Source organism: Pseudoalteromonas sp. S408, from assembly GCF_005886645.1.
In the GTDB taxonomy this organism is placed as follows: domain Bacteria; phylum Pseudomonadota; class Gammaproteobacteria; order Enterobacterales; family Alteromonadaceae; genus Pseudoalteromonas.
On the sequence record NZ_PNDY01000004.1, the window covers coordinates 334,983 to 360,004 of the forward strand.

Sequence of the window (25,022 nt, forward strand, 5' to 3'; positions counted from 1 at the left end):
ATTTTTAATTAGCACTGTTAAAGTGCCTCGATAGCTCAGTTGGTAGAGCAGAGGATTGAAAATCCTCGTGTCCCTGGTTCGATTCCGGGTCGAGGCACCATTTATAAGTTATCAATCTTTAAAATTGATGAAGTGCCTTAGCACACAGTTTAGTGTGCCGACTTAGCTCAGCTGGTAGAGCAACTGACTTGTAATCAGTAGGTCAACCGTTCGACTCGGTTAGTCGGCACCATTTATTTTGATTAAGTGTTTTAACAACATTTAATTAGCACTGCTTAAGTGCCTCGATAGCTCAGTTGGTAGAGCAGAGGATTGAAAATCCTCGTGTCCCTGGTTCGATTCCGGGTCGAGGCACCATTTACAAAAAAGTTATCAATCTTTAAAATTGATAAAGTGCCTTAGCACACAGTTTAGTGTGCCGACTTAGCTCAGCTGGTAGAGCAACTGACTTGTAATCAGTAGGTCAACCGTTCGACTCGGTTAGTCGGCACCATTTATTTTAGTTAAGTGTTTTAATAATATTTAACTAGCACTGTTTAAGTGCCTCGATAGCTCAGTTGGTAGAGCAGAGGATTGAAAATCCTCGTGTCCCTGGTTCGATTCCGGGTCGAGGCACCATTTATACAAAGCCTTGCTTATGCAGGGCTTTTTTGTTTTTAACCCGTGTTAAAACCTACCTTTTCAAATAATTTAGCGTGCCGACTTAGCTCAGCTGGTAGAGCAACTGACTTGTAATCAGTAGGTCAACCGTTCGACTCGGTTAGTCGGCACCATTCCTTCAATAGTAATTTCAATGCACTGTAATCAGTAGTCTGTATAAGTTACCCAGTTCGACTCGGTTAGTCGGCACCATTCATTCAACAGTAATTTCAATGTACTTTAATCAGTAGTCTGTATAAGTTACCCAGTTCTACTCGGTTAGTCGGCACCATTCATTCAACAGTAATTTCAATGTACTGCAATCAGCAGTCTGCTTAAGTAACCTACTTATTCTGTAGTGTTGATCACTTATCTTTAAATTAAAAATTTGCCTATTACGTTTTGTTGTTTGTATTTTTGCAACTTTAAAACGCCTATAAAATTTTTAATAACTTTTATGGGCTGTTTGTTTGTAAGCTAAATATTGGAGTTTTTGATTAGTGTGTTTATTTGCACTGTTGCTGATCATTTAATCATTTTTGCCGTATAACTTAATTATTCGTTTACTCACCGCTAGCTATGTAATGTTATGTAAAGTAAGTTGAGCAAAATTAGTCAAGGTGCTTGAATTACATTCATAAATAGCAGTAATTCAGGTTAAATTATGATTTGGCAATGCAAGCCAACTTTATTGGCACTTAGTGTGATGCTGCTCAGTGGCTGTGCGAGTAACTTAAATCCTTCGCAGCGCGAACAAGCGCCGAACGCTCTTCCGCAGCAGTGGTCACAACAAGCAGCAAGTTCAGTTTTGAAAGTGGAAGATGAATGGTTAATGCAACTAAACACTCCGCTACTGACAAAATATGTTGAACAGGCGCTTAAAAACAACCAACAACTTTTACAAAATAGCTACGATGTTGCAATTACTAAGCAGCAACTTATAGCAACAGGGGCAGCGCTATGGCCAAGTTTGGATTTATCTACGCGTACTAGCCGTAGTAAAAATAACCGGCCTGTTAGTTATAACAATGCTAGCTCGGTAAGCTTAAACTTAAATTACGAGGTTGACTTGTGGGGCAAGCTGTCGGATTCAAAGCGTGAGGCTAACCTTTCTTATTTAGCGCAAAAATCGCGTTTTGAACAAGCAAAACAACAACTCGTTTCAGATGTTGTAAAAGGCTGGTTTGATGTTGTGTCTGCGCAGCAGTTACTCGATTTATATAAGCGCCGTGAAGAAAATGCTAAGCAAAACCTCGATATAATTGAGTCGGGTTATCGCCAAGGTATTAACGAGGCACTTGATGTTTATTTAGCCCGCAATGAGCTTAATAACGAGCGCTCACGCATTGCCACTCAAACAGCGAGTCTATCAAGTGCAGCAAGAGTGCTTGAGCGCTTATTAGGTGAGTACCCAAAAGGGGCCATTGCAGCAAGTACTGACTTACCGGTTATTGAGACCGAAATCCCAGTTGGAATTCCTTCAGAACTCATCACTCGAAAGCCCGCATTACTTGCTAGTTGGTACGAGTTATTAGCTACTGATGCGTCACTGGCTTATGCACATAAGCAGCGCTTTCCGAGCTTAAACTTAGCGGCAAGCTTAAGTGATAGTACCGACAGAGTGAGTGATTTGTTTTCCCCTTCAAGCCTTGCATGGTCTTTACTCGGAAGTATCTCGGCACCTATTTTTGAGGGCGGTCGTTTACAAGCCAATGAAGAAATTGCGCGCCTGAATACACAAAAGCAAGAACAGCAATATTTACAAACCTTGTACGATGCATTTGCTGATGTAGAAAATGCAATATCGCAGCAGCAGTCTTTAAAAGCGCAGTACACCAGCACCCTTGAAGCACAAAAAAATGCACTTGCTGCCGAGCAGTTATCGTTTGAGCAATATCAAAGTGGCTTAGTAACTTATACCACGGTACTTGATGCACAAGGTCGCTCATTTGATGCGCAAAGTTCATTAATACAAATTAAAAATCAATTAATCGCAAATAGAATCAACCTACATGTTGCCCTTGGTGGTGATTTTGAAAAACCGTCAGGCGACTTAAAGAGCAATAACGATGAAAACTAAAACAGCTAAAATTATTATTCCAGCCGCGGTTGTTGTTGCCGCTCTTTTAATTGTATTTTTTATAAAGAGTAATCCGCCAGAGGCGAGACGTTTTGGCTCAGCACCAAAAGCAGCAATTAGTGTGTCTGTACTTGAGCTTGTGCCTCAAAGCTATCAAGTAATGATAGACAGCTATGGTACGGTAAAACCAAGAACTCAAAGCTTACTTGTTGCTCAAGCATCTGGGCAAATAACTGAAGTGAGTGATGAGTTTAGAGAAGGTGGCTTTTTTGAAAAAGGCGACGTGTTATTAAAGCTAGATGATAGAGATCATCAGGCAGAGGTTAAATCTGCGCAAGCTAACTTGCTCACAGCAGAGCAAAGCTTATTAGAAGAAAAGGCCCGCGGGCAACAAGCACTGACTGATTGGAAGCGTCTTGGTGGTTCAAGCCAAGCCAGCAGCTTGGTATTGCGTGAGCCGCAATTAGCAGCGGCGCAAGCACAAGTGCTATCGGCTCAGGCTACCCTTGAAAAAGCAGAGCTTGATTTAGAGCGTACAAAGGTTACTGCACCTTATGCTGGGCGTATACTGAGTCGCAGTGTCGATTTAGGTCAAGTAGTGAGTAACAATACCCAACTTGCCACTATTTACGCTATTGATAGTGTTGAAATTCGCTTACCAATAAAAAATAAAGACCTTTCGTTTGTTAACCTGCCAGAGCAATACCGTGATGGTGCTAAAAACCAAGCGGGTTCGTTAGTTAAATTTAGTTCTGATTTAGTGGGTGAGCAAACATGGCAAGGTCAACTGGCACGCACCGAGGGCGCAATTGACGAAAACGCGCAGCAACTATACGTGGTGGCAAAAATAGACGACCCATATAAATCGACCGCTAGTAATCAGTATCCCATTAAAATAGGGCAATACATAAAAGCGCAAATAGCGGGTAAAACGGTGCAAAATGCGTTGATCATTCCTAACAGTACAATTTATCAAGGCACCTATGTTTACGTAGTTGAAGGTGATGTATTAAAGCGTAAAGACGTAACTTTTGCATGGCAAAACGCCAACCAAGCAATGATCAAAACCGGTTTAAAAGCGAACGATAAATTAGTTGTTACGCCGCTAGGGCAAGTAAGTTCAGGCACTAAAGTGAGTATTTTAGGTGCGCAGCCAAAAGAAAAAGTATCTAAAAGTAAGCGTCCGACTCGTGAGCAGCTAGAGCAAAAAGCAAAAGAGCTTGGTATAAGTGTTGAAGAGCTAATAAAAAAACGTCGCGCGGCCAAGCAAGGAGATAAAGCATGATTGCTTGGTTTACCAAAAACCATGTTGCTGCCAACTTATTGTTAGTAACTTTGTTGTTGTCGGGACTATTTAGCCTATCCAGTAAAATACCACTGGAAGTATTTCCGTCCTTTGAAACCGATATGATAAGCGTAGGTGTTAGCCTGCGTGGTGCAACCCCTGAAGATGTAGAGCAGGGCGTGACTATTCGTATAGAAGAAGCGGTGCAAGACTTAGAGGGTATTAAACAAATATTTAGCCGCTCGTCAGAGGGAGCAGGCTCTGTAACTATTGAGGTTGAAAGTGGTTATGACCCACGTGAGTTATTAGCTGATATTAAAAGCCGAGTAGATGCAATTAATACGTTTCCTGGCGATGCAGAAAAACCAATTGTTGCGCTAGCTGAGCGTAAAAGAGAAGTAATAGCCGTTACCGTATCAAGCGATTACGGCGAAAAAGAAACGCGTGAATATGCCGAAAAAGTACGAGATCAAATACTTCGCTTACCTAACGTAACGCAGGTAGAGTTAAGTGGTGTACGAGACTACGAGTTAGCCATTGAAGTTAGCCAAGACACACTTCGCCAGTACAACCTAAGCCTTGCGCAAATATCGAGTGCTATTGCTAATTCAAGTTCTGATATTTCTGCTGGTAACTTAAAAACAGAAGGCGGCGATGTACTAATTAGCTCAAAAGGGCAGGCTTATCGTAAAGACGAATTTGCTAGCATAGTAGTCAAAAACCAAGCCGACGGAACGATTATCCGTTTAGGTGATATTGCTACAATTAAAGACGATTTTGAAGAAACGCCAGTACGCACCCGTTTTAATGGTAAGCAAGCGGCGTTTATAGACGTTTACCGAATTGGCCCGCAAAGCGCGATAACCGTGGCAGACGATGTTAAAAATTATATTGAAGAGCAGCAAGCCACGCTACCACAGGGTTTTAAACTAAGTTATTGGGATGACGACTCAGAGCTAGTTAAAAGCCGTATCGCTACTTTGACCAGTAATGCTTTACAAGGTGGTATTTTAGTACTGGCACTGCTCACGCTATTTTTACGCCCAGCAATTGCATTTTGGGTGTTTATTGGTATTCCTGTATCGTTTATGGGTGCATTTATTGCGATGCCAATTTTTGGTGTAACGTTAAATATAATGAGCCTATTCGGCTTTATTTTAGTACTTGGTATTGTGGTTGATGACGCCATAGTAACCGGCGAAAACGTGTATACCCATTTAAAAACCGCAGAATCGGGTGAGCAGGCTGCTATATTGGGTACTCAAGAAGTTGCTACTCCGGTTACCTTTGGTGTACTGACTACCGTTGCTGCCTTTTTACCTTTAGCATTTATTGAAGGGGCGCGGGGCGCTTTATTTGCACAAATTCCGGTAGTGGTTATTCCGGTGTTACTGTTTTCGCTAATTGAATCTAAATTTGTGTTACCAGCACATTTAAAATACATAAAACTACGCCACCAAAAAGGTGAACCATCAAAGCTTGAAGCGATTCAACAACGCTTTGCAGATGGCTTTGAAAGTGCAATTTTAAAATATTACCAACCTATATTAAACACTGCTTTGCGCCATAAATTAGCAACGGTCAGTTTATTTGTTGGTGTGTTTTTTATTATTTTAACCATGATCACCAGTGGTTGGACTAAGTTTATCTTTTTCCCACGTATTCCTAGCGAAACTGTACGAGTCAATCTAACACTGCCAACAGGTACACCGTTTGAAGTAACTAATAAATACGTAATTGATATGTCTGAAAAGGCGCAGCAATTACAAGACAAATATCGCGACCCTGATACAGGCGAAAGCGTTATTTTAAATATACTAGCGACTACTGGCGGACGTGGCGGTGTGTCAAACTCTGGCGCGGTACGCTTTGAGATTACACCTGCAGAAAAGCGTGAGTCAGATATAGGTTCGCGGGAGCTTGCTAGTGAATGGCGCGATTTAATTGGTGTGATTCCTGGAGCAGAAAGCCTAACATTTAGAGCTGAAATTGGCCGAAGCTCAGACCCAATAGACGTTCAACTAAGTGGTACTTCACTAACAATATTACAAGATGTTGCTGATAACATTAAAAACCGTTTAGCAACGTACCCAACGGTGTTTGATATTGCCGATAGTATGTCTGATGGTAAAGAAGAGTTGCGTATAGAGCTTACACAACAAGGTTTAGCGCTTGGTTTAAACCGTGTAAATGTAGCAGGACAAGTACGTAATTCGTTTTTTGGCTCGCAGGTTCAGCGAATTCAGCGTGGACGAGACGACGTGCGTGTAATGGTGCGCTTGCCTATCGATGAGCGCCGCTCGATAGCTGATTTACAAAATATACTAATTAACACCCCCGATGGCGGCTCTGTGCCATTGTCGCACGTGGCAACACTTACGGCAGGGCAAAGCCCGTCAACTATAAACCGCATTGATCGTTACCGCACACTAAATGTGACAGCTGATATAGAAAAAAATAACACCAACATGACGGTGCTTCAAGCCGACCTAGCACAATACCTAGACGAACTAATGCAACAATACCCGGGTGTTGACTATAAACTCGAAGGTGAAGCCAAAGAGCAAAGAGAGTCGTTTGGGTCATTGGCTTGGGCGTTAGTGTTTGTATTTTTCATTATTTATGCACTATTAGCCATTCCGTTTAAGTCATACCTGCAACCAATTATTGTTATGAGCGTTATTCCATTTGGCATGATTGGCGCTGTAGTCGGGCATTGGATAATGGGTATGGATTTAACCATTATGAGCTTACTAGGTATGCTTGCGTTAATAGGCGTGGTAGTGAATGATTCGCTTGTATTGGTCGATTTCATCAATAAAAAACGCAGCGAAGGTGGCGATTTAATAGAGGCCGTTAAACTCGCTGGCGCATCGCGCTTTCGCCCAGTTATGCTCACCAGTTTAACCACTTTTATTGGTTTAATGCCATTGCTGTTTGAAAAGGCAACTCAGGCGCAGTTTTTAATACCTATGGCGGTAAGTTTAGGGTTTGGGATTATTTTTGCGACCTTTATTACTTTATTGCTAGTCCCAGTCAATTACATGTTGATGGAACGTTTTCAGGGCTGGTTTAAATAATATTAAAACGGGTTAATACAAAAGCTGTAGGTATTCAATTGCCTGCAGCTTTTTTGTTTTTAGCTGTACAAAATTGAGAGTTTTTTTAGTCAGATGGATAAGCGTAGATAGATGAAGAAGTTTGGATGTTCGTGAGAGAACGCAGTTAGATAATGATGTTCCCCAAGATACGGTACTCGGTTTCAGTCCTGAAACCAGAAGGTTTCAGGGCGGGAATCTGCGGTTTACCGTAGGCTTCTCGGTACATGCCAAGCTTGCACAATAGTAGACGAACAGAAACCCTGGTATAAAATTTATCGGCTCAGGGACTTAACCCAGCTCCAGTATCCCAGGGAACGAATTAAGTATATAAGACATAGTCCAATCCTTAAACCCAAAACGTAAAAAATTAAGTTGTTCGCTTAGTTTTTCTGCATCTTTAACTCACTGTTTACTTTATTGCGTGGTTTTTGAGCTTGATCATACAATTAATTGGAGTTGCTTTTTATCGAGTGGTAGCATTGCTTTAACTAGCAAAGCGAAGACTTGATTATGAACGATTTACCAGATTACGAAAAAGCCCAACTACTTTTAGAAAAAAACGAAATATTTGTCTCTCCTGCCGAAGCGCATGGCGTTATTAGTGGTTTATTAGCATGCGGTCTAAGCATTGATGACAAAGAGTACCTAGGCCTTTTAAGCGATGTATTTAACGATGGTGAATCGTTCGGTAACGGTTTAAAAACGTTTTTTGGCACTATTTATAAGCAAGTTGTTGCAAGCTTTAATGATGAAGAATTTCAGTTTGATTTATTTTTACCAAGTGATGACGAAACACTCATCGATCAGGCTAATGGCCTCGTATCATGGGTATCGGGATTTATGCTTGGCTTTGGTTTAAAGCAAAAAGACTACGGTAAGCTGTCGGCCGACGTGAAAGAAGTTATTAGCGACTTTAGCGAAATAACACGCCTAGATACGACTTTCGAAGAAACTGAAGAAGATGCTAACGCACTGCACGAAGTGATTGAATATGTACGTGTATCGGCACTACTTTGTTTTGCTGAGCTGGGTAAAGAGCAAAGCAGCCAAAATGATAAAAAAACGCTTCACTAAACTTAATTAAAAAAGTACTACGGGTTAGCTAATAATGGTTGAAATACAAAAGTCAGAGTTTAAAGCACGCAGAGAGCGCCTACTTGCACAAATGGATGATAACAGCATTGCGCTGATCCCGGCTGCTAGTGAAGTAACGCGAAGCCGTGATACTGAATATGCTTTCAGACAAGACAGCGACTTTTTTTATTTAACCGGTTTTAACGAGCCCGATGCTGTACTCGTGCTTTGTAATAACAGCGATACACCCAGTACCCTTTTTTGCCTTGATAAAGACAAATCAGCTGAAATTTGGCATGGCCGCCGTGTTGGTTTTGATAAAGCTAAAAGCGACTACTTATTTGACGAAGCCTACCCATTAAGTGATTTAGAAGAGCAGCTGCTTGAACTGCTAAATGCTAAAAATGCGATTTATTTTGCACAAGGAGTTTATGCTTCATTTGATAGTAAAGTGTTTTCGTTATTAGGCACACTTCGAAGTGGTGCTCGAAAAGGCCTTAAAGCACCCAGTACGTTAAAAGAAATACGCGGCCTTATTCATGAAATGCGTTTGTTTAAATCGCCGGGCGAAATAGAGATAATGCGAGAAGCTTGTGAGATTAGCGCCCGTGGACACATGCGTGCTATGCGCTTTTCACATGCAGGGGCAACTGAATTTCAATTAGAAGCAGAGCTTCATCATCATTACGCAATGAACGGTGCGCCCCATCCAGCTTACGGCACAATAGTAGGAAGCGGTGATAACGCTAATATTTTGCACTACACGCAAAATAGCGATGTGCTTAAAAATGGCGACCTAGTATTAATTGACTCAGGTTGTGAGCTGCAAGGCTATGCCGCCGATATTACGCGTACTTTTCCCGTAAATGGCAAGTTTAACGAACAGCAAGCCGCGCTTTATAACATTGTACTTAAAGCACAAGAAGTGGCTTTTGAAGAAATTAAACCCGGCGGGTTTATGTCGCATGCCAATAAATTAGCAATGGAAGTATTAACCCAAGGTTTGCTTGATTTAGGTATTTTAACCGGCGACTTTGATGAACTAATGGCGCAGCAGGCATGTAAAGACTATTACATGCATGGCCTTGGGCATTGGCTGGGGTTAGATGTGCACGACGTAGGCGACTATAAAATAAATAATGTTGAGCGAGAATTTGAACCCGGGATGGTTTTAACTATAGAGCCTGGGCTTTACATTAGCGAAGACTCAAATGCGCCACAAAAATACAAAGGTATTGGTATTCGTATTGAAGATAACTTACTCGTTACCGAGTCGGGCTTCGACAACTTAACCATTAGCGTGCCTAAAACAATTAGTGAAATAGAAGCGCTAATGCAAAGCGCTAAAAACGCATAAGCTTGGAGAGTAAAGTGGCTAAGCAGTTTGATGTTGTAGTAATTGGTGGTGGGTTAGTCGGCGCGAGTTGTGCTCTGAGTATAAGTAAAAAAAATCCCAGCTTAAATATTGCAGTGATTGAAGCAAATCAGGTAACCACCGATTATCACCCAAGCTTTGATGACAGAAGCATCGCACTTGCCCAGCAATCGGTAGAGTATTTACAAAGCCTCAATTTATTTGAAATAAATGCTCCCTATGCAGCGGCCATAAAAAAAGTCAGCGTGTCTGATAAGGGGCATTTTGGTAAAACCCATATACAGTGTGATGAATTTGCAAAACCCTCTTTAGGTTATGTAGTTGAGGTTAATCCGTTTGGGCGCGCGCTTTATCAGCGATTAGTGCAATCAAACATGAGTTTATTTTGCCCCGATAGCGTAACCGATATAAAGCAAACGCTGCATAGCAACGCACTGACTTTGCAAAGTGGCAAACAACTTAACGCTAAGCTAATTATTGTAGCCGATGGCGCGCAATCTCCCACACGCCAACTAATGGGCCTTAATTTTAATACCCAGCCTTATGAGCAAGGCGCTATTATCGCCAATATAGAAGTAGCTGCAGGGCATAATAACCATGCATTTGAGCGCTTTACCCAGCATGGCCCAATGGCACTATTACCAATGAGTAACAACCGTTATTCATTAGTATGGTGTATGGAAAAAAGCCAAACCGATTCGTATATGGCTTTAAATGAAATCGAGTTCTTAAGTGCATTACAATCAGCCTTTGGTTACCGCGCAGGGCAATTTGTAAAAGTGGGCATGCGCGCAAGCTACCCGCTGGTTTATGGGCAAGCCGAATCGCTAATAGCTCATAGAACGGTGGTTATTGGTAATGCCGCCCATGCTATTCATCCTATTGCGGGGCAAGGCTTTAATTTAGGCCTGCGTGATGTACAAGTACTGAGTGACTTAATTGCCAATAGCCCTAATGAGTTAGGGAGCTATGCGTTTACACGCGAGTACGAACAGTTGCGCCGCCAAGATATAAATACGGTGATGACCTTAACTGATGCATTAGTGAGGTTATTTTCAAATTCATCTCGAGTATTAGCGCTAGGTCGTAGTATTGGATTGTTTTCGATGGATTTATTTCCCGCATTAAAAGCCCCATTAGCAAAACAGCTAATGGGGCAAGTTAAACAAGGTTCACGTTTATGAAGCAAACACAGGTTTGTATTGTTGGTGGTGGTTGCGTAGGGCTAACGTTAGCTTTAGGCTTAGCTAAGGCTAATATTAGTGTAGTGGTGCTCGATGCGGCATCAACACAAGCCCCTCCAAATAATGAATACGGTTTACGCGTAAGCGCATTGAGTATTGCAAGCCAAACATTATTAGAGCAGCTAAACGTATGGCCACATATAGTAGCAGAGCGAGCGTGTGCCTATACGCGTATGGATGTTCGTGATGCCGACAGCTTTGGTAAAATAACCTTTAATAACGAACAACTTGAGCTCGATCATTTAGGCCATATAGTTGAAAACGACATTATTCGCTTTGCACTTATAAAAGCGCTTGAGCAGCAAAGTAGTGCAACGCTAATGTTTGATACCGAATATCAGCAAATACACCAGAGTGAATCAGACGTATTTATAACCCTTAAAAGCGGCGAGCCTATTATTGCTAAGTTGCTGGTGGCGGCTGATGGCGCAAATTCAGCTATTCGCAAACAATTTAATATGGCATTGAGCTTTAAAGATTACGATCACCACGCGCTAGTTGCTACGGTCAAAACCAAAGAGCCACATGCAAATACTGCCCGCCAAGTGTTTTTACCCACAGGGCCACTGGCTTTTTTACCCTTAAGCGATGCCAACACCCATTCAATTGTGTGGTCTACCAGCCCTAACCACTGTGATGAATTGCTAGCAATGGACGACACCGCCTTTAATAAAGCGGTAATGGCCGCCATAGATGGCCAATGCGGTTTATGTGAAGTGCAAAGTAAGCGCGTTGCGTTCCCACTTAAAATGCGTTACGCCCAACAATGGGTTAATGGCAACGTGGTATTAATGGGTGATGCAGCACATACCATTCACCCACTGGCAGGGCTGGGTATGAACCTAGGCCTAAAAGACGCCGCTTATTTAATTGAGCTGTTAAGCAACGAAACTAAAGAGTTTGCAAGCACCCGAACCCTTCGTGATTACGAGCGCACCCGCAAGCTAGATGCACAAAAACACATAGCCATGATGCAAGGGCTAAAAGAGTTATTTGAAGGCGCAAACCCAGTTAAAAAACTAATACGTGGAGTCGGCCTGTCACTCGTTGATAACCTAGGCCCAATAAAACACTTATTCGCCAAAGAAGCGATTGGTAAATAAGTAGGTTGTGAAGAACGAAGCGAAACCCAACCCAACAGATAAAGTTTAGCAGTCAGTTTTTAGCTGTCAGCTTTCAATAAAAACCCGATGTTTAGTTTAAACATCGGGTTTTTATTTTTAAGCGGCTTTAAATAAATTAAAAGCTGCGCTTTTCACGCGAGCAAGCTCGGCGTCTACAATAAATCTTAATACCGAGTTTGGTTCTAACTGAAGGCGTTTAGCTTGCTGACGCGACGAGCGTCGCTCGTAATTACTATCGTTAGTTAAAAAGCGCTTTGCGTTAAATCAGTTACAAATTCTTTTGTGCTTCATTCACCATATCTTGCAGTGCATCCACTAACAGTGGGTCACGCGAGTTTTGTTTAGCAAGCTTTAGTGCATGTTTCATGCTAGTAACGGCTTCTTTAAATTGTTTGTCAGCCGTGTAACCTTGCGATAACCGCATGTGGGAGTAAGCGGCATTAGGGTAATCGCGAGTAAAGTGTTGAAGCGTAGTTATCGCTTTTTTTGTGTTGCCAAATTTTTGCTGGCTATGGGCAAACTCTACGTACACATCTTGTGGAATTTTAAGCTCAAATCCGTACTTATCACTCAGTGCTTGGTAGTAACCTGTAATAAGCGATACATCAGCGAATTTTCCGTGCTCGTCAGTTACTTTAAATATCAGGTCGCTAAATAAGTGGATGAGGCTATCGCTAAGGGCTGGAAGTATAGTGCCCATATGACTAAAAGTAGGGTAATGCTTATATTCCCATTTAAGCTGTGTGGGCATTTGTTGTTCTAAATTGACTAACGTATTTAATGCGCCTGTATAAAAACGCGCGCCTTCACTCGCTACACTAATAAATAACGCTTGGGCACCTTTAGGGTGTTTAGTGTATTTGATAATGTTATTTTTTAACTCTTCATCACTCCACCAACTGTTTGGGCTTATAGCGATGTAGTTGTTAAATAATTCAGGCTGATTAACTAAAGTATAAAGCGCTAATGTACCTGCATTAGAGTGACCAATTAAAGTGCTGTAGCCGTTAGTTGAGTAATTACTGTTTATGTAGGGCATGAGTTCGTCAGACACAAACTTTAAAAAGTTGTCGGTTTGTCCAGCCTCTGGCCATTTATTTTTAACAAAGGTTTGAAACTCAGTTTTAGGCTCACCTTCTACTTTAGGTAAGTAATCACGAACGCGGTTAGTTGTATCAATAGCAACAAGCATGGCATTAGGTATTTGCTCGTAATCAACAAGGGATTTTATAACGCCAGACGCCGTATGAAAGTGCTCAACACCATCAAGTAAATAAATAACATAAAGCGGTTGGTCGTCTTTTACAGTGTCAGGTATAAAAATTCTGATTGGTCTATCTTCGTTAAGTATTTTTGATTGTAGAACAACTTTTTTACCAACGGTTATATCGGTTGTAGCGGTGTTTGAATAGCTAAAAAAAGAGGTGCTAAAAGTAAGTATCAAGGCAAGCGATAATAAGAGTTTCATAAATATCCTTATTTAATAATGTGTTGCTTAATAATTGCACGGCTTTAGATTTGAGTAAATGTTTATGTTTTAGATGAAAGCGTAAAGTTTAAGTTATTAAAGCTGCGTTTTCATGCGAGTAAGCTCGGCGTCTACTAACAAACCCCAAAACACTTAGCTTTATTGCAGCAGTTGATATAAAAAGGGCGGATAGTAATGCCATGTTAGTGGCTTTAACACTTATCTATTAAAGCTTAAAAAACCTGCTTGCTTAATTATCCTACTAAGCGTAAAATGCGCGCTCATTTCGGCTTTTAAACTATTAATTCCTTGCCTTAAACCGACCGGCCGAAACGGTAGAAGGCTCTATTAACCGTAAGGAATATCCATGCGTCATTACGAAATCGTATTCATGGTTCACCCAGATCAGAGTGAGCAAGTTGCTGGTATGATCGAACGTTATACTGGTTCTATCACTGAAGCGGGTGGTTCAATCCACCGTCTTGAAGATTGGGGCCGTCGTCAATTGGCTTACCCAATTAACAAGCTTCATAAAGCTCATTATGTTCTTATGAACGTTGAAGCACCTACTGAAGTAATCAGCGAGCTAGAAACTACTTTCCGCTACAACGATGCAGTGCTTCGTAACTTAGTTATCCGCACTAAATCTGCAGTAACTGAAGCGTCTCCTCTTGCAAGAGAAGAGAAGAAAGAAGCACCAGCTGCTTAATTGTTTTGAGTCCAAGCATGGCGTTTAACTGGCGGTAAATATAAATGGTTAGCCCTTTTATGAATCAGCTGGTTTTATCTGGGGTAGTTTGTAAAACACCCAAGTTAAGCCAAAGCCCTGCTGGCATCCCGCATTGCATTTTTGTTTTAGAACATAAATCGATGCAAACCGAAGCAGACCTTAACCGTAATAGTTATGTAAAGCTTCAGGTTGTTGCCAGTGGAAAGCAAATGCAACAACAGACTCAACATTTGCACGTTGGGCAGGCATTGCAAGTGAGTGGTTTTTTAAATCGCCACGAAGGTCGTAACGGCCTTAGCCAATTGGTTTTGCATGCTCAGCATATAGAAAGAATTATTTGAGGAATTAATCTCATGGCACGTTATTTCAGACGTCGTAAGTTCTGCCGCTTTAAAGCGGAAGGCGTACAACAAATCGATTACAAAGATCTAGCTACTCTTAGAAACTATGTTACAGAAAGTGGCAAAATCGTACCTAGCCGTATTACAGGTACTAGCGCTAAATTTCAGCGCCAGCTAGCAACTGCTATTAAGCGTGCTCGCTACTTAGCCCTTCTTCCATACACTGACTTACATAAGTAAGCAGCGGATTAACAGTTTTTAAAAGGTGTAGAAACATGCAAGTTATTCTACTAGATAAGATCGCTAACCTAGGTAGCCTAGGTGAACAGGTTGTAGTTAAATCTGGTTTCGCACGTAACTTCCTTTTCCCTCAAGGTAAGGCAGTTCCTGCGACTAAAGCTAACATTGAAACGTTTGACGCTCGTCGCGCAGAACTTGAAGCGAAAATCGCTGAACAGTTAGTTGCTGCACAAGCACGCGCTGAAAAACTAGAAGCATTAGCAGAAGTTACTTTAGTATCTAAAGCTGGTGACGAAGGTAAGTTATTCGGTTCAATCGGTACTCGTGACATCGCTGACGCTATCTCAGCTGTTGGTGTTGAAGTTGCTAAGTCAGAAGTTCGTTTGCCTCTAGGTACTATCCGTGAGACTGGTGAATTTGACGTATCAATTTCTGTTCACACAGACGTAACGGCTACTATCAAAGTAATCGTAATCGCTGAAGCTTAATTTTAAATTAAGCGACAAAAGCCGTGCTTTGGCACGGCTTTTTTGTGCCTAAAATTCAGTGTTTTAATTATTAATGTAATAAAGCCTCCTACAACTCTTCTTATTTAGAATTTAAAACTATTTAAATTTATTTTCATTTCATTCAAACCTTTTACCGCTGTTATTGCGTCTAACTTATCAATACACTTGAAATGGTACCTATACCATAATAATTAAAAGGTGATATCACGGATGTTACACGTTAAACCCGAGCAGCCCGCTGAGTGCGAAAATGCATTGATTGAGCGCGTAAAGTCGGGTGATCAAAGTGCATACACACTGCTTTATCAGTTGCATATTAAACGCGTTTACGGTTTATGTTTACGCTTATTAGCGGACCAGTCGCACGCTGAAGATGCCGCGCAAGAAGTGTTTGTTCAGGTGTGGCACAAAATCGCGATGTTTGATGGTCGTTCGCAGTTTTCTACTTGGTTACACAGTGTGGCGAGTAATATTGCGATTAACTATTTACGTAAACAAAAAAATTGGGTGCAAAAAGTCGTTAGCATTGAACAAGATGGCATGGATGAGCAATCGGCTAAAGACTGTAAAGGCTTAAACGGCTTAGATAAGTTAATTGTTAGGTTGCCTGAGCGCGCACGCATGGTGTTTGTGTTGTTTGCAGTGGAAGGCTATCGGCATGAAGAAATAGCAGAGCAGTTGGGTATTGCCGTTGGGTCAAGCAAATCGCAATATCATCGAGCAAGGCAGTTATTACAAGAGTGGTATGAAAATGAATAAACCAAACTTTGACGACTTTTTAGATAAATCATTAAACACGCTTGATAAAGAAATAGCCCCACAAAAAGATTTGTGGGCAGGCATAGAAAGAGCCATTGTAAATACTCATGAACCTAAGCAATCAGCTACTACTTTATGGCCAAAGTTGAGCGCAATTGCGGCCTGTACCGTTGCCGCACTAGTGGCACTCAATATGTTTGTAATAAACCCTAAACCACAGACGGTTGTGGCTATAAGTGACTATTTTGCACAGCAAAAGCAAAGCTTGCTGGTGCAATATAAAAATCAAGATGCCTTGACCGATAATTGGCAAACACAATTACAAGAGCTTGAAGAAGCTGAGTACGCCATTAAGCAAGCACTTAAAAACGAACCCGAAAACCAAGCATTGCTAACAATGTTAGCGCAGATTTATCAACAACAACTTGATTTGATTAATAAGGTGCATGCACCTCGTTGGCAAAGTATTTAGGAGATTAACATGAAAGCAATTTTACTAGGATTAAGCTTATTTCCACTTGCTGTATTTGCAGGTGAAAAAATTGATAAACAAATAGAGGTTTCAAAAGGTGGTACCGTTTTTATTGAAAATCAGCGCGGTGATGTAAGTATTGCTGGGTGGGATAAAAGCGAGTTTAAAGTAGTGGGCGAGCTTGATGATAAGGCGCAAGGCTATGAGCTCGAAACAAGAGGCGACAATACATATTTTGTTGTAAAAATGCCACGTAAAATGGGCTGGGGCAGCAATGGCGACGGCTCTAAGTTAACTATTTATATGCCGCACAGCAGCGCATTAGACTTTCGTGGTGTTAATGTATCGGTGATAGCTAAAGCACTTAAAAATGGTGCAGAAGTTAATGTGGTTAACGGTGAAATTACCGCGCAAGATTTAGCCGGTAATATTAAGCTAACTAGCGTTAACGGTGATGTGAATGCACAAAGCCTGAGCGGTAATATTCAATTTGAAACGGTAAACGGCGAAATTAATGATGAACAGTCAAGTGGTGAGTTACGTTTTAGCGCTGTGAATGGTGATATTAAGTCAACATCAAGCGCGAACGATGTTCGACTTGAAAATGTGAACGGTGACATAAACTTTAACTTAGATAGTATCAAAAACTTACGCATTAATACTGTTAATGGCGAAGCTGAGGTTCGTATTAGTGAATTGTTAGACAGTGCCGATGTACGTTTTGAGTCCGTAAGCGGCGATGCTGAATTTTTCTTTCCTGCTAATGTATCGGCTAAATTTGAGATTGAAGCCCATGCTAATGGTAAAATTATTAATAAACTTAGCAGCGATAAAGTAAAAAAAGCCAAATATGGCCCAGCTAGCGAGCTTGAGTTTATTATTAATGGCGGCAATGCCGACATTGAAATGGATACCATAAGTGGTCGTATTGAGCTTAAAAAGTAAATCGTAAACTTTTGAGTTACAAAAAGCAGGAAAAGATTTCCTGCTTTGCTATTTGCACAACCCCGGCAAGTCGATAGAATAGAGCCATTCAATTTTAGTACTGTGAAGTTATGGCCAAACCAGATAAGCAAGTCGATACCCTTAAAGTTCCTCCCCATTCAATAGAAGCTGAACAATCTGTTTTAGGTGGCTTAATGCTTGATAACCAAGCATATGACCGCGTAGCCGAACTTGTTGTATCTCAAGACTTTTATACTCGCACGCACAAGCTCATTTTTGAAGCAATGACAGAGCTTGCAGAGTTGGGTGATCCAATCGATTTAATCACGATTTCTGAAAGCCTTGAAAAAAATAATAAACTTGCTGGTATTGGTGGCTTTGCTTACTTAGCCGAAATAGCCAAAAACACACCGAGTGCTGCCAATATCGATGCATACGCAAACATAGTACGCGAACGTGCCGTTGTTCGTGAAATGATTGGTGTTGCAAACGAAATAGCCGAGGCCGGTTTTAATACCGAAGGGCGAACCAGCCACGACTTATTAGATTTTGCCGAGAGTAAGGTATTTAAAATCGCAGAGCAGCGCTCAAAAAGCACCGAAGGCCCGCAAAGCATACACAACATACTCGAAAAAACCGTTGATAAAATAGAAGAGCTATACCAATCTCCGCAAGATGGTGTAACCGGCGTGAGTACTGGCTATGCTGACCTTGATAAAATGACCACAGGTTTACAGCCGTCTGATTTAATTATTGTAGCCGCGCGTCCTTCTATGGGTAAAACCACCTTTGCGATGAACCTTGCAGAGCACGCAGCTATGACTCAAGACAAGCCCGTGCTTATTTACTCATTAGAGATGCCTTCAGAACAAATTATGATGAGGATGCTTGCATCACTTGGTCGTATTAACCAAACTAAGGTACGTACCGGCCAGCTAGATGATGACGATTGGGCGCGACTTTCATCAACCATGGGTTTATTGATGGAAAAAGGCAAAATGTACGTAGATGATGCATCAGGCCTAACACCTACTGATGTACGTTCTCGTGCACGTCGTATTGCGCGCGATCATGGCGGTATTAGCATGATCATGGTCGATTACTTACAATTAATGCGTGTACCGAGCTTATCGGATAATAGAACACTTGAAATTGCAGAAATTTCGCGCTCTCTTAAGTCACTTGCAAAAGAGCTTAAATGTCCGGTTGTTGCGCTTTCGCAGCTAAACCGTACGCTTGAGCAACGTGCTGATAAACGCCCAATTAACTCTGATTTACGTGAATCAGGTTCAATAGAGCAAGATGCCGATTTAATCATGTTTATATACCGTGATGAAGTGTACAACGAAGACAGCACTGAAAAAGGCATCGCCGAAATCATTATAGGTAAACAACGTAACGGCCCAATTGGTAAAGTGCGCCTGACGTTCCAAGGACAGTTTTCTCGTTTTGATAATTACGCAGGTCCTGCGATGGATGACGAATATTAATGCGTTTAGCCACGGCTGAAATTAATTTAACGGCACTTGCGCATAATTTAGCGCAGGTAAAGCGTTTTGCACCAAACAGTAAAGTTATGGCGGTATTAAAAGCCAATGCTTACGGCCATGGTTTGGTTAAAATTGCTCAACATTTAAATGATGCAGACGCATTTGCAGTAGCCCGTATAGATGAAGCTTTAGCGCTTCGAGCCGGCGGGTTAACAAAACCAATTGTGTTACTTGAAGGCTTTTTTAATAAAGACGATTTACCTATTTTATTGGCCAATAACTTTCAAACTATTATTCATGATGAGTATCAGCTTGCTGCTTTGGAAGAGGCCGAGCTTGAAGCGCCGTTATTGTGCTGGCTTAAAGTAAATACAGGCATGCACCGCCTGGGTATTGCCCCTGCGCAGTTCGATGAATTTTATATGCGCTTGCAAAATACGCCTAATGCCAATAATACCGTTAATTTAATGACTCACTTTGCCTGCGCGGACGATGTGAATAACACTAAAACAGCACAGCAAATTTCACAGTTTGACTGCCTAGTAAATAATATTAACCAAGCACATTGTTTATCAAATTCGGCAGGCATTATTGCGTGGCCGAATGGCCATGGTGATTGGGTACGCCCTGGTTTAATGCTTTATGGTGTATCACCTATGGCTAACGCATTGGGTGAGCAGCATCAGCTTAAACCCGTTATGCGATTAACGACACGTGTTATAGCCGTGCGCCATGTTCCAGCTAACGAGGCCGTGGGATATGGTGGGCGCTGGAAAAGCGATAAAGCGACTCAGTTAGCCGTGGTTGCTATGGGGTATGGTGACGGTTATCCGCGTCACGCAAAAGAGGGCACACCGGTTGTTATTGGTAAGCAGCGCTACGGTATTGTGGGCAGTGTGGCAATGGATATGATTAGCGTAGACATAGGCCAAAACGAGCACAACATTAAAGTAGGCGACAGAGTCACAATGTGGGGCCCTGAGTTACCAGTAGAAGAAATAGCACAGTGCGCCGATACCATTCCTTACGAGCTTTTATGTAATATTACACCGCGCGTAAGTTATGAGTATCAGGCGTAATTAAACAGTGGTAATTACTCTTTAATAAAGTAAATATCACTAAAGCCCATGCGGGCAAATTCTTGATCACGAAAGTTACGAACAGAAGCCGACCCTTTAGAGGTCATTTCTATTTGTTGTACCATGCTTAAATAATTAGTTAAATCAATGCCTTCGGCAGCAGCAATTGCTTGATACATGTCGTGGTATTTGTCTTTAGCGAAATTTATTTCGCGCGGTTGGTTTTTAAATTTGTAGGTTATTCTGCGTGCCATATTAAGCTCATTGTAATTGAGTATTACAGCGATTTTACACTGTATTTAGTAGCGGCTCTAGCATTGAATGACACGATATAACTAGGCACTTAAACCATAGGGTTAATAATGAAATTATCAGTAGAGATTAGTAAGTACCCACTTCATCAAGATTACATTCCTTTTATTAAAGGCTTTATTGATCGATTAAACGAGTACGATGGTTTAAAAGTGATTACAAATACACTATCGACACAAATTTTTGGCGATTATGATTTAGTAATGCAAGTACTCAATACCGAAATTAAACGTTCATACGAAGAGTTTGGAAAAGCTATTTTTGTGTGTAAGTTTTTGTCTGGCGATTTATCGCCTCAGTAGTTTTTTCGCCACAATTTAACGGTAACAGCACACTATGGAATTTATAACAAAAACCTTAAGCGGTTTTACTGCCATGTCGCATTGGGAATATATTGCGGTTGTGCTATCAATTGCTTATTTATTGTTAGCTATAAAAGAGAGCCTTTGGTGCTGGCCGGCTGCGTTTTTTAGTACACTAATTTACACTATCATGTATTGGAATGGCGCATTGCTAATGGAGTCGTTACTTAACTTTTATTACATGTATATGGCGGTATTTGGCTGGGTAGTATGGCGAAAAGGTAAAGCTAATAATAACAATCTGAGTATTAGTTCTTGGTCAATGGAACGTCATGCGCTGTTAATTATACTTACCTCTATTGCGGCGACAGGCATAGGGTATTTTATGACTAACTATACGCATGCTGATTTTGCCTACTTAGATAGCTTTACAACCTGTTTTGCTGTTGTGACCACTTATTTAGTTGCGAAAAAAATTCTTGAAAACTGGCTGTACTGGATAGTCATAGACGCAGCCTCTATGTATTTATATTACGAAAAAGGCTATTACCCAACGTTAGCGCTTTTTGTATTTTACACCATTATGGCAGGGTGGGGCTTTAAAACTTGGTACGAAGAATACGAGCAAAGCCAAGCTAAGCCGCTCGCACAGCTTTAATTTATGAGTGATTACACTGGGCTTATAAACAAATTTCGTGCGTTTGTAGCGCCAAGTGACGTTATTTCACATGTGCATTTATCACAAGGTTTAAGCAACGAAAACGTCTTAATAAATACCATTCAAGGGAAGTATTTATTAAAGTGTTACAAAGACCATTGGCCAGAAAATGCCTTAGAGGCGCAGCGTATTCTGAGTGCGTCGAATATATGTCCTTCCCCCGTATGGCTTGATAAACAAAACCAGCTTGCTGTATTTCATTACTTTGACGGTAGCACCGCAACTGACTTATTAATCGATGATGTTATTAAAAAGCTTGCTGCTGTTCATGCTTACTCGATTGTCACTGAGCCTATGGATATAGCCCAAGAGCTAAACGGCTATAAATGGTCATCTGTGTATATTGAGTATCAGCAAAAAATTAATGCAGCGGTTAACTTTATTGCAGCTATGCCTATTGAGCTTGGCTTTTGCCATAATGATTTAATTAAAGACAATATAATAGTGAATGAGTCAGGCGCATACTTAATTGATTTTGAGTACGCGAAAACAAACGACGTGTATTTTGATTTGGCCGCACTAAGTATTAGTTTTGAGCTCAATGCGCAGGTTGATAACGCGCTATTAGATAGTTACGTTAAATATAAAGATGAACAAGTAGGGTTTGTGAAATCAACGGATAAGCTTAATTGTTATAAGCTTTTATTTTTGGTTTTAAGTATTGGTTGGTATGAGCAGCGCGACATAAGAGCTCCAGCAAAAAAATTACGCGCGCAGCTGCTAAAATTTAGTGCAGCATGTGGCTTTTAAAGGCCACCAAAACGCGCTGCTAATTCTTTATATTTTGCTACTTCATCTGCATCAAACTGCGGTTCGCCGTTTTCATCCTCTGACTTAGCGATTAATAAACTTTCACGTGCAAGACGTTTTACGCGTTCTTCTTTTACACCTAAAAACTCAGCAACTTGCTCAGTAGACATCAAACTCATTATTACTTCCTCTCATTAAATATTTTTATTTCTGTGACAATGATAGTTAAAATGTTGCTAAAGCGTAACTATTTTTATCGAATATTAATAAATAACGCGTTTTTATAAAATAGTCACATGTTTTCTTTAAAAGTGCCTAATTAATAATCATATAAACTAATGTCGCTAGCATTTGTGTAAAGATGGCTTTATTATTGGCGCATGCTAATACATTGATATCGCGAGTTGATGTGGCGGCAGCAAATGTGCTCTCGTGGTGAAATGGATATCACGTGGCCCTCCGGAGGCTGAGTTGTAGGTTCGATCCCTACCGAGAGCGCCATTTGATTTTTATTTAACCTTGCTCAATACCTTACCTGCATTTTTATATTCCCTCTCTAAGTATAAGCTATCTTGCTTAAATAGACTTTAGTGCCTATTGTTTTGATTATGATAAATATCTAATTATGCCATTGGTGCGTTGTGTTTGTGCTATTCAAATACATCAACAGGCAAAGGTGTATTAATACATTCGTATTTTTGGGAAATACAGTAAATGGATAGTATTGAGCAGCTTAAATTTGACCTAGAAAAGGCATATGCCAAAATATCTGAGTTAGAAAAAAATGCGTGTTGTAATGATTTATTTTTAACTATATTTAACTCCTCTCCGGTTCCATTTGTATTGAGTGATGTTAAAAGCACTATAATTCATGCCAATGATACGTTCGTTAATTTGTATGGTTATGGGGCAAGCGAAACCTCCACATTAGATGCATGGTGGGTAAAAGTACTTCCCAACAATCATTATCGTGAGTGTGTGCTCCGCTCGTGGCAAACAAAACGAATCGATTCAGAAAAAATGAATACCCGTTTTGAGCCAATGCAGCTAACTATACAGTGCAAAAGCGGTTTTGAACGTACAGTACTTGGCAGTGCTGTCCCCTTACAAAATGGGGGAGCCAGTATTATTTTAAATATTTTTTATGATATTACTGAACTTGAGCATGAAAATGACCAAATACGAGATCTATCCAATGTCATTACTGAATTAACCCTTTCTCTAGAGCAGCAAAAAAAAGAGCTCATACGCGAAAAACAAAAAGCCTCAGCAAACACAGAGCGGTTAAGTTTAGCCATGAAGGGCGCTAATGATGGGCTTTGGGATTGGGATATAGCTAACGAAAAAATGTATTACTCACCGCGATGGAAATCGATGTTGGGGTATAAAGAAGACGAGCTTGCAAATAGTTTTGCTACATGGGAAATGCTTGTTCACCCTGACGATCTCGCTCCAACAGTTGCTAAAATCCATTCATTTATGGAATCTAAAACTAAGCACTATGAAGCTGAGTTTAGAATGCGCCATAAAAACGGTAGCTATGTAAATATTTTATCTCGTGCTTTTGTTGTTGAAAGTGAGGAAGGTGAAATTACTCGTTTAGTGGGCACCCATGTAGATATAACGGCAAGGAAAAAATCAGAAGAGAAACTCAGTTACCAATCATCTCATGATTCACTCACGGGTTTAGCAAATAGAAGAGAGTTTAAGCGTCGCGTTGAACTTTTATTATCAGTGCCGGCTGAAAAACGAGTTGATCATGCTTTATGTTACATGGACCTTGATCAATTTAAAGTGGTTAACGACACCTGTGGTCATCTAGCTGGCGATGAGTTACTGCGTCAGCTCGGTTCTTTATTGCAAAAAGTAGTAAGAAAAACAGATGTGGTAGCTCGCTTGGGAGGGGATGAGTTTGCCGTGTTAATGGAAAATTGCTCATTTGATAACGCCCATCGTGTAACTAGCTTAATTCAAAAGGAAATAGAGGATTATCGATTTGTTTGGGAGGGACGCAGCTTTCGTATTGGTGTAAGTATGGGGTTGATTCAAGTTACCGATAAATATGTGGATTTTACAGAGGTGCTAAAGTTAGCCGATGTTGCTTGTTATATAGCAAAGGAGAAGGGACGAAATAGAATTCATGTTCACTACGATGATGATGAAGAGCTAGCAGTGCGCCAAGGCGAAATGCAGTGGGTAAATAGAGTTCAAGATGCCATAGATGAAAACCGCTTTAAAATATACGCACAATTAATTGAGCCACTCGCTTGCGATAAAAATAAACATTATGAATTGCTATTGCGCATGGTCGATAAGCAAGGAAGTATAATTCCACCCGGCGCTTTTTTACCTCCTGCAGAGCGTTACCAATTGATTGTAAAAGTAGATAGTTGGATGATAAAAAACGCGTTTAGAATGATTCTAAATAACGCCGAATTTCTCAAAGGGGTTAATTTCTTCTCTATTAACCTTTCTGGGCAGTCACTTACTAATGAGGACTTTTTAAAATTCGTTACAGAGCAGCTCAAGCTATTGGGGGAGCACAGTGTAAAAATTTGTTTTGAGATAACCGAAACAGCCGCAATTTCGAACCTTGAACTTGCTAGTAAGTTTATTACCCAATTAAAAGTGCTAGGGTGCCGCTTTGCACTAGATGATTTTGGTAGTGGATTATCATCATTTGGGTACCTGAAAAATCTCAAGGTTGACTACCTTAAAATAGATGGGATTTTTGTTAAAGATATAGCGGTCGATCCGATTGATCATGCAATGGTAAAATCAATAAACGAAATTGGCCACGTTATGGGTATGAAAACCATTGCAGAGTTTGTCGAAACTTCACAAATTAAGCAAATCCTATTAGAAATGGGTGTAGATTACGCACAGGGTTATGCAGTGCATAAACCGCAGCCAATTGAGAAACTCTTCTAAGTTATAAACACATTTAACTTCGAGCGGCTTGATCATAACCACTTATCTTATTGT

The 25,022-nt window shown here is 40.8% G+C and carries 23 protein-coding genes, 7 tRNA genes and 1 other RNA gene; 27 read left to right on the top strand and 4 right to left on the bottom strand.

Annotation, left to right across the window (positions count from 1 at the left end; all coding sequences use genetic code 11):
• The first annotated feature begins 24 nt into the window (after positions 1-24).
• The 9 genes from CWB62_RS05445 to CWB62_RS05485 all read left to right on the top strand — a co-directional run bounded on the left by CWB62_RS05445 (position 25) and on the right by CWB62_RS05485 (position 7,084).
• Positions 25-100 (top strand) — tRNA-Phe (locus CWB62_RS05445).
• A 56-nt stretch (positions 101-156) separates the two neighbouring features.
• A tRNA-Thr gene (locus tag CWB62_RS05450) sits at positions 157-232 on the top strand.
• Positions 233-281: 49 nt separating this feature from the next.
• Positions 282-357, top strand: a tRNA-Phe gene (locus CWB62_RS05455).
• A gap of 60 nt (positions 358-417) precedes the next feature.
• A tRNA-Thr gene (locus CWB62_RS05460) sits at positions 418-493 on the top strand.
• Positions 494-542: 49 nt separating this feature from the next.
• Positions 543-618: transfer RNA gene (locus tag CWB62_RS05465), tRNA-Phe, on the top strand.
• A 79-nt stretch (positions 619-697) separates the two neighbouring features.
• Positions 698-773, top strand: a tRNA-Thr gene (locus tag CWB62_RS05470).
• A gap of 530 nt (positions 774-1,303) precedes the next feature.
• On the top strand, positions 1,304-2,719 hold the full coding sequence (locus CWB62_RS05475) for an efflux transporter outer membrane subunit (protein WP_058405132.1): 1,416 nt from the start codon (positions 1,304-1,306) through the stop codon (positions 2,717-2,719).
• Positions 2,709-4,004, top strand: coding sequence for an efflux RND transporter periplasmic adaptor subunit (locus tag CWB62_RS05480; protein ID WP_058405131.1), 1,296 nt, complete (start codon positions 2,709-2,711; stop codon positions 4,002-4,004). The genes CWB62_RS05475 and CWB62_RS05480 overlap by 11 nt, the downstream gene beginning before the upstream one ends.
• Positions 4,001-7,084: an efflux RND transporter permease subunit gene (locus tag CWB62_RS05485; protein WP_138529816.1), complete on the top strand. Its 3,084-nt coding sequence runs from the start codon at positions 4,001-4,003 to the stop codon at positions 7,082-7,084. Before CWB62_RS05480 ends, CWB62_RS05485 begins: the two co-directional genes overlap by 4 nt.
• Before the next feature lie 155 nt (positions 7,085-7,239).
• Here the strand turns inward: CWB62_RS05485 and ssrS are convergent.
• Positions 7,240-7,422: non-coding RNA, 6S RNA (gene ssrS, locus CWB62_RS05490), on the bottom strand.
• A 193-nt stretch (positions 7,423-7,615) separates the two neighbouring features.
• Here ssrS and CWB62_RS05495 point away from each other — a divergent pair.
• The 4 genes from CWB62_RS05495 to CWB62_RS05510 are packed head-to-tail and all read left to right on the top strand — an operon-like array spanning position 7,616 to position 11,901.
• Complete coding sequence (locus tag CWB62_RS05495; protein ID WP_058405129.1) at positions 7,616-8,179, top strand: UPF0149 family protein; 564 nt, start codon at positions 7,616-7,618, stop codon at positions 8,177-8,179.
• A 34-nt stretch (positions 8,180-8,213) separates the two neighbouring features.
• A complete protein-coding gene (gene pepP / locus CWB62_RS05500; protein WP_138529814.1) occupies positions 8,214-9,536 on the top strand; it encodes a Xaa-Pro aminopeptidase in 1,323 nt (440 codons plus the stop codon).
• A 14-nt stretch (positions 9,537-9,550) separates the two neighbouring features.
• On the top strand, positions 9,551-10,738 hold the full coding sequence (gene ubiH, locus CWB62_RS05505) for a 2-octaprenyl-6-methoxyphenyl hydroxylase (protein ID WP_138529812.1): 1,188 nt from the start codon (positions 9,551-9,553) through the stop codon (positions 10,736-10,738).
• A complete protein-coding gene (locus CWB62_RS05510) occupies positions 10,735-11,901 on the top strand; it encodes an FAD-dependent monooxygenase (RefSeq protein ID WP_138529811.1) in 1,167 nt (388 codons plus the stop codon). Before ubiH ends, CWB62_RS05510 begins: the two co-directional genes overlap by 4 nt.
• A gap of 289 nt (positions 11,902-12,190) precedes the next feature.
• Here CWB62_RS05510 and CWB62_RS05515 read toward each other — a convergent pair whose 3' ends face one another.
• Positions 12,191-13,390 (bottom strand): alpha/beta hydrolase-fold protein, encoded by a 1,200-nt coding sequence (locus CWB62_RS05515; RefSeq protein ID WP_138529809.1) that lies wholly within the window; start codon positions 13,388-13,390, stop codon positions 12,191-12,193.
• 367 nt (positions 13,391-13,757) lie between these two features.
• Here CWB62_RS05515 and rpsF point away from each other — a divergent pair, with 367 nt between their 5' ends.
• The 9 genes from rpsF to alr all read left to right on the top strand — a co-directional run bounded on the left by rpsF (position 13,758) and on the right by alr (position 19,955).
• Positions 13,758-14,099, top strand: coding sequence for a 30S ribosomal protein S6 (gene rpsF / locus CWB62_RS05520; protein ID WP_006793724.1), 342 nt, complete (start codon positions 13,758-13,760; stop codon positions 14,097-14,099).
• 44 nt (positions 14,100-14,143) lie between these two features.
• Positions 14,144-14,461 (top strand): primosomal replication protein N, encoded by a 318-nt coding sequence (priB, locus tag CWB62_RS05525; protein ID WP_006793722.1) that lies wholly within the window; start codon positions 14,144-14,146, stop codon positions 14,459-14,461.
• A gap of 12 nt (positions 14,462-14,473) precedes the next feature.
• On the top strand, positions 14,474-14,701 hold the full coding sequence (rpsR, locus tag CWB62_RS05530) for a 30S ribosomal protein S18 (RefSeq protein WP_006793721.1): 228 nt from the start codon (positions 14,474-14,476) through the stop codon (positions 14,699-14,701).
• A 35-nt stretch (positions 14,702-14,736) separates the two neighbouring features.
• On the top strand, positions 14,737-15,189 hold the full coding sequence (rplI, locus tag CWB62_RS05535) for a 50S ribosomal protein L9 (protein WP_006793720.1): 453 nt from the start codon (positions 14,737-14,739) through the stop codon (positions 15,187-15,189).
• Positions 15,190-15,420: 231 nt separating this feature from the next.
• Positions 15,421-15,969: an RNA polymerase sigma factor gene (locus CWB62_RS05540; protein ID WP_138529807.1), complete on the top strand. Its 549-nt coding sequence runs from the start codon at positions 15,421-15,423 to the stop codon at positions 15,967-15,969.
• Entirely contained in the window at positions 15,956-16,441 is a 486-nt protein-coding gene (locus CWB62_RS05545) for a hypothetical protein (RefSeq protein ID WP_138529805.1), read from the top strand. The genes CWB62_RS05540 and CWB62_RS05545 overlap by 14 nt, the downstream gene beginning before the upstream one ends.
• 9 nt (positions 16,442-16,450) lie before the next feature.
• On the top strand, positions 16,451-17,386 hold the full coding sequence (locus CWB62_RS05550; RefSeq protein ID WP_138529803.1) for a DUF4097 family beta strand repeat-containing protein: 936 nt from the start codon (positions 16,451-16,453) through the stop codon (positions 17,384-17,386).
• 110 nt (positions 17,387-17,496) lie between these two features.
• Positions 17,497-18,876 (top strand): replicative DNA helicase, encoded by a 1,380-nt coding sequence (gene dnaB, locus CWB62_RS05555; RefSeq protein WP_006793716.1) that lies wholly within the window; start codon positions 17,497-17,499, stop codon positions 18,874-18,876.
• Complete coding sequence (alr, locus tag CWB62_RS05560) at positions 18,876-19,955, top strand: alanine racemase (protein ID WP_058405119.1); 1,080 nt, start codon at positions 18,876-18,878, stop codon at positions 19,953-19,955. The genes dnaB and alr overlap by 1 nt, the downstream gene beginning before the upstream one ends.
• 14 nt (positions 19,956-19,969) lie before the next feature.
• On the opposite strand, the gene CWB62_RS05565 is transcribed toward alr, so the two are convergent.
• On the bottom strand, positions 19,970-20,209 hold the full coding sequence (locus tag CWB62_RS05565; protein WP_006793714.1) for a DUF2960 domain-containing protein: 240 nt from the start codon (positions 20,207-20,209) through the stop codon (positions 19,970-19,972).
• Between the two features lie 108 nt (positions 20,210-20,317).
• Between CWB62_RS05565 and CWB62_RS05570 the strand changes: the two genes are divergently transcribed.
• Genes CWB62_RS05570 through CWB62_RS05580 form a run of 3 tightly spaced genes read left to right on the top strand, consistent with a single transcriptional unit; the run spans position 20,318 to position 22,037 of the window.
• Positions 20,318-20,569 (top strand): YkoF family thiamine/hydroxymethylpyrimidine-binding protein, encoded by a 252-nt coding sequence (locus CWB62_RS05570; protein ID WP_006793713.1) that lies wholly within the window; start codon positions 20,318-20,320, stop codon positions 20,567-20,569.
• A 34-nt stretch (positions 20,570-20,603) separates the two neighbouring features.
• A complete protein-coding gene (gene pnuC, locus CWB62_RS05575) occupies positions 20,604-21,227 on the top strand; it encodes a nicotinamide riboside transporter PnuC (protein ID WP_008131932.1) in 624 nt (207 codons plus the stop codon).
• Positions 21,228-21,230: 3 nt separating this feature from the next.
• Positions 21,231-22,037 (top strand): phosphotransferase, encoded by an 807-nt coding sequence (locus tag CWB62_RS05580; RefSeq protein ID WP_138529801.1) that lies wholly within the window; start codon positions 21,231-21,233, stop codon positions 22,035-22,037.
• Here CWB62_RS05580 and CWB62_RS05585 read toward each other — a convergent pair.
• Complete coding sequence (locus CWB62_RS05585) at positions 22,034-22,216, bottom strand: hypothetical protein (protein ID WP_006793710.1); 183 nt, start codon at positions 22,214-22,216, stop codon at positions 22,034-22,036. The genes CWB62_RS05580 and CWB62_RS05585 overlap by 4 nt on opposite strands.
• Before the next feature lie 247 nt (positions 22,217-22,463).
• Here CWB62_RS05585 and CWB62_RS05590 point away from each other — a divergent pair.
• Together CWB62_RS05590 and CWB62_RS05595 are read left to right on the top strand one after the other, a co-directional pair.
• Positions 22,464-22,538, top strand: a tRNA-Arg gene (locus CWB62_RS05590).
• 213 nt (positions 22,539-22,751) lie between these two features.
• Positions 22,752-24,968, top strand: coding sequence for an EAL domain-containing protein (locus tag CWB62_RS05595; RefSeq protein WP_138529799.1), 2,217 nt, complete (start codon positions 22,752-22,754; stop codon positions 24,966-24,968).
• Positions 24,969-25,022: the final 54 nt, after the last annotated feature.

What these genes read in the sequence shown, in the direction of transcription:
- CWB62_RS05565 (WP_006793714.1), bottom strand. Translation starts at nt 20,209, where the DNA reads ATGGCACGCAGAATAACCTACAAATTTAAAAACCAACCGCGCGAAATA.
- CWB62_RS05550 (WP_138529803.1), top strand. Translation starts at nt 16,451, where the DNA reads ATGAAAGCAATTTTACTAGGATTAAGCTTATTTCCACTTGCTGTATTT.
- rpsR (WP_006793721.1), top strand. Translation starts at nt 14,474, where the DNA reads ATGGCACGTTATTTCAGACGTCGTAAGTTCTGCCGCTTTAAAGCGGAA.
- dnaB (WP_006793716.1), top strand. Translation starts at nt 17,497, where the DNA reads ATGGCCAAACCAGATAAGCAAGTCGATACCCTTAAAGTTCCTCCCCAT.
- CWB62_RS05475 (WP_058405132.1), top strand. Translation starts at nt 1,304, where the DNA reads ATGATTTGGCAATGCAAGCCAACTTTATTGGCACTTAGTGTGATGCTG.
- alr (WP_058405119.1), top strand. Translation starts at nt 18,876, where the DNA reads ATGCGTTTAGCCACGGCTGAAATTAATTTAACGGCACTTGCGCATAAT.
- CWB62_RS05480 (WP_058405131.1), top strand. Translation starts at nt 2,709, where the DNA reads ATGAAAACTAAAACAGCTAAAATTATTATTCCAGCCGCGGTTGTTGTT.
- CWB62_RS05545 (WP_138529805.1), top strand. Translation starts at nt 15,956, where the DNA reads ATGAAAATGAATAAACCAAACTTTGACGACTTTTTAGATAAATCATTA.
- pnuC (WP_008131932.1), top strand. Translation starts at nt 20,604, where the DNA reads ATGGAATTTATAACAAAAACCTTAAGCGGTTTTACTGCCATGTCGCAT.
- CWB62_RS05510 (WP_138529811.1), top strand. Translation starts at nt 10,735, where the DNA reads ATGAAGCAAACACAGGTTTGTATTGTTGGTGGTGGTTGCGTAGGGCTA.
- CWB62_RS05540 (WP_138529807.1), top strand. Translation starts at nt 15,421, where the DNA reads ATGTTACACGTTAAACCCGAGCAGCCCGCTGAGTGCGAAAATGCATTG.
- rpsF (WP_006793724.1), top strand. Translation starts at nt 13,758, where the DNA reads ATGCGTCATTACGAAATCGTATTCATGGTTCACCCAGATCAGAGTGAG.
- priB (WP_006793722.1), top strand. Translation starts at nt 14,144, where the DNA reads ATGGTTAGCCCTTTTATGAATCAGCTGGTTTTATCTGGGGTAGTTTGT.
- CWB62_RS05585 (WP_006793710.1), bottom strand. Translation starts at nt 22,216, where the DNA reads ATGAGTTTGATGTCTACTGAGCAAGTTGCTGAGTTTTTAGGTGTAAAA.
- CWB62_RS05485 (WP_138529816.1), top strand. Translation starts at nt 4,001, where the DNA reads ATGATTGCTTGGTTTACCAAAAACCATGTTGCTGCCAACTTATTGTTA.
- CWB62_RS05595 (WP_138529799.1), top strand. Translation starts at nt 22,752, where the DNA reads ATGGATAGTATTGAGCAGCTTAAATTTGACCTAGAAAAGGCATATGCC.
- CWB62_RS05495 (WP_058405129.1), top strand. Translation starts at nt 7,616, where the DNA reads ATGAACGATTTACCAGATTACGAAAAAGCCCAACTACTTTTAGAAAAA.
- CWB62_RS05515 (WP_138529809.1), bottom strand. Translation starts at nt 13,390, where the DNA reads ATGAAACTCTTATTATCGCTTGCCTTGATACTTACTTTTAGCACCTCT.
- pepP (WP_138529814.1), top strand. Translation starts at nt 8,214, where the DNA reads ATGGTTGAAATACAAAAGTCAGAGTTTAAAGCACGCAGAGAGCGCCTA.
- CWB62_RS05580 (WP_138529801.1), top strand. Translation starts at nt 21,231, where the DNA reads ATGAGTGATTACACTGGGCTTATAAACAAATTTCGTGCGTTTGTAGCG.
- rplI (WP_006793720.1), top strand. Translation starts at nt 14,737, where the DNA reads ATGCAAGTTATTCTACTAGATAAGATCGCTAACCTAGGTAGCCTAGGT.
- CWB62_RS05570 (WP_006793713.1), top strand. Translation starts at nt 20,318, where the DNA reads ATGAAATTATCAGTAGAGATTAGTAAGTACCCACTTCATCAAGATTAC.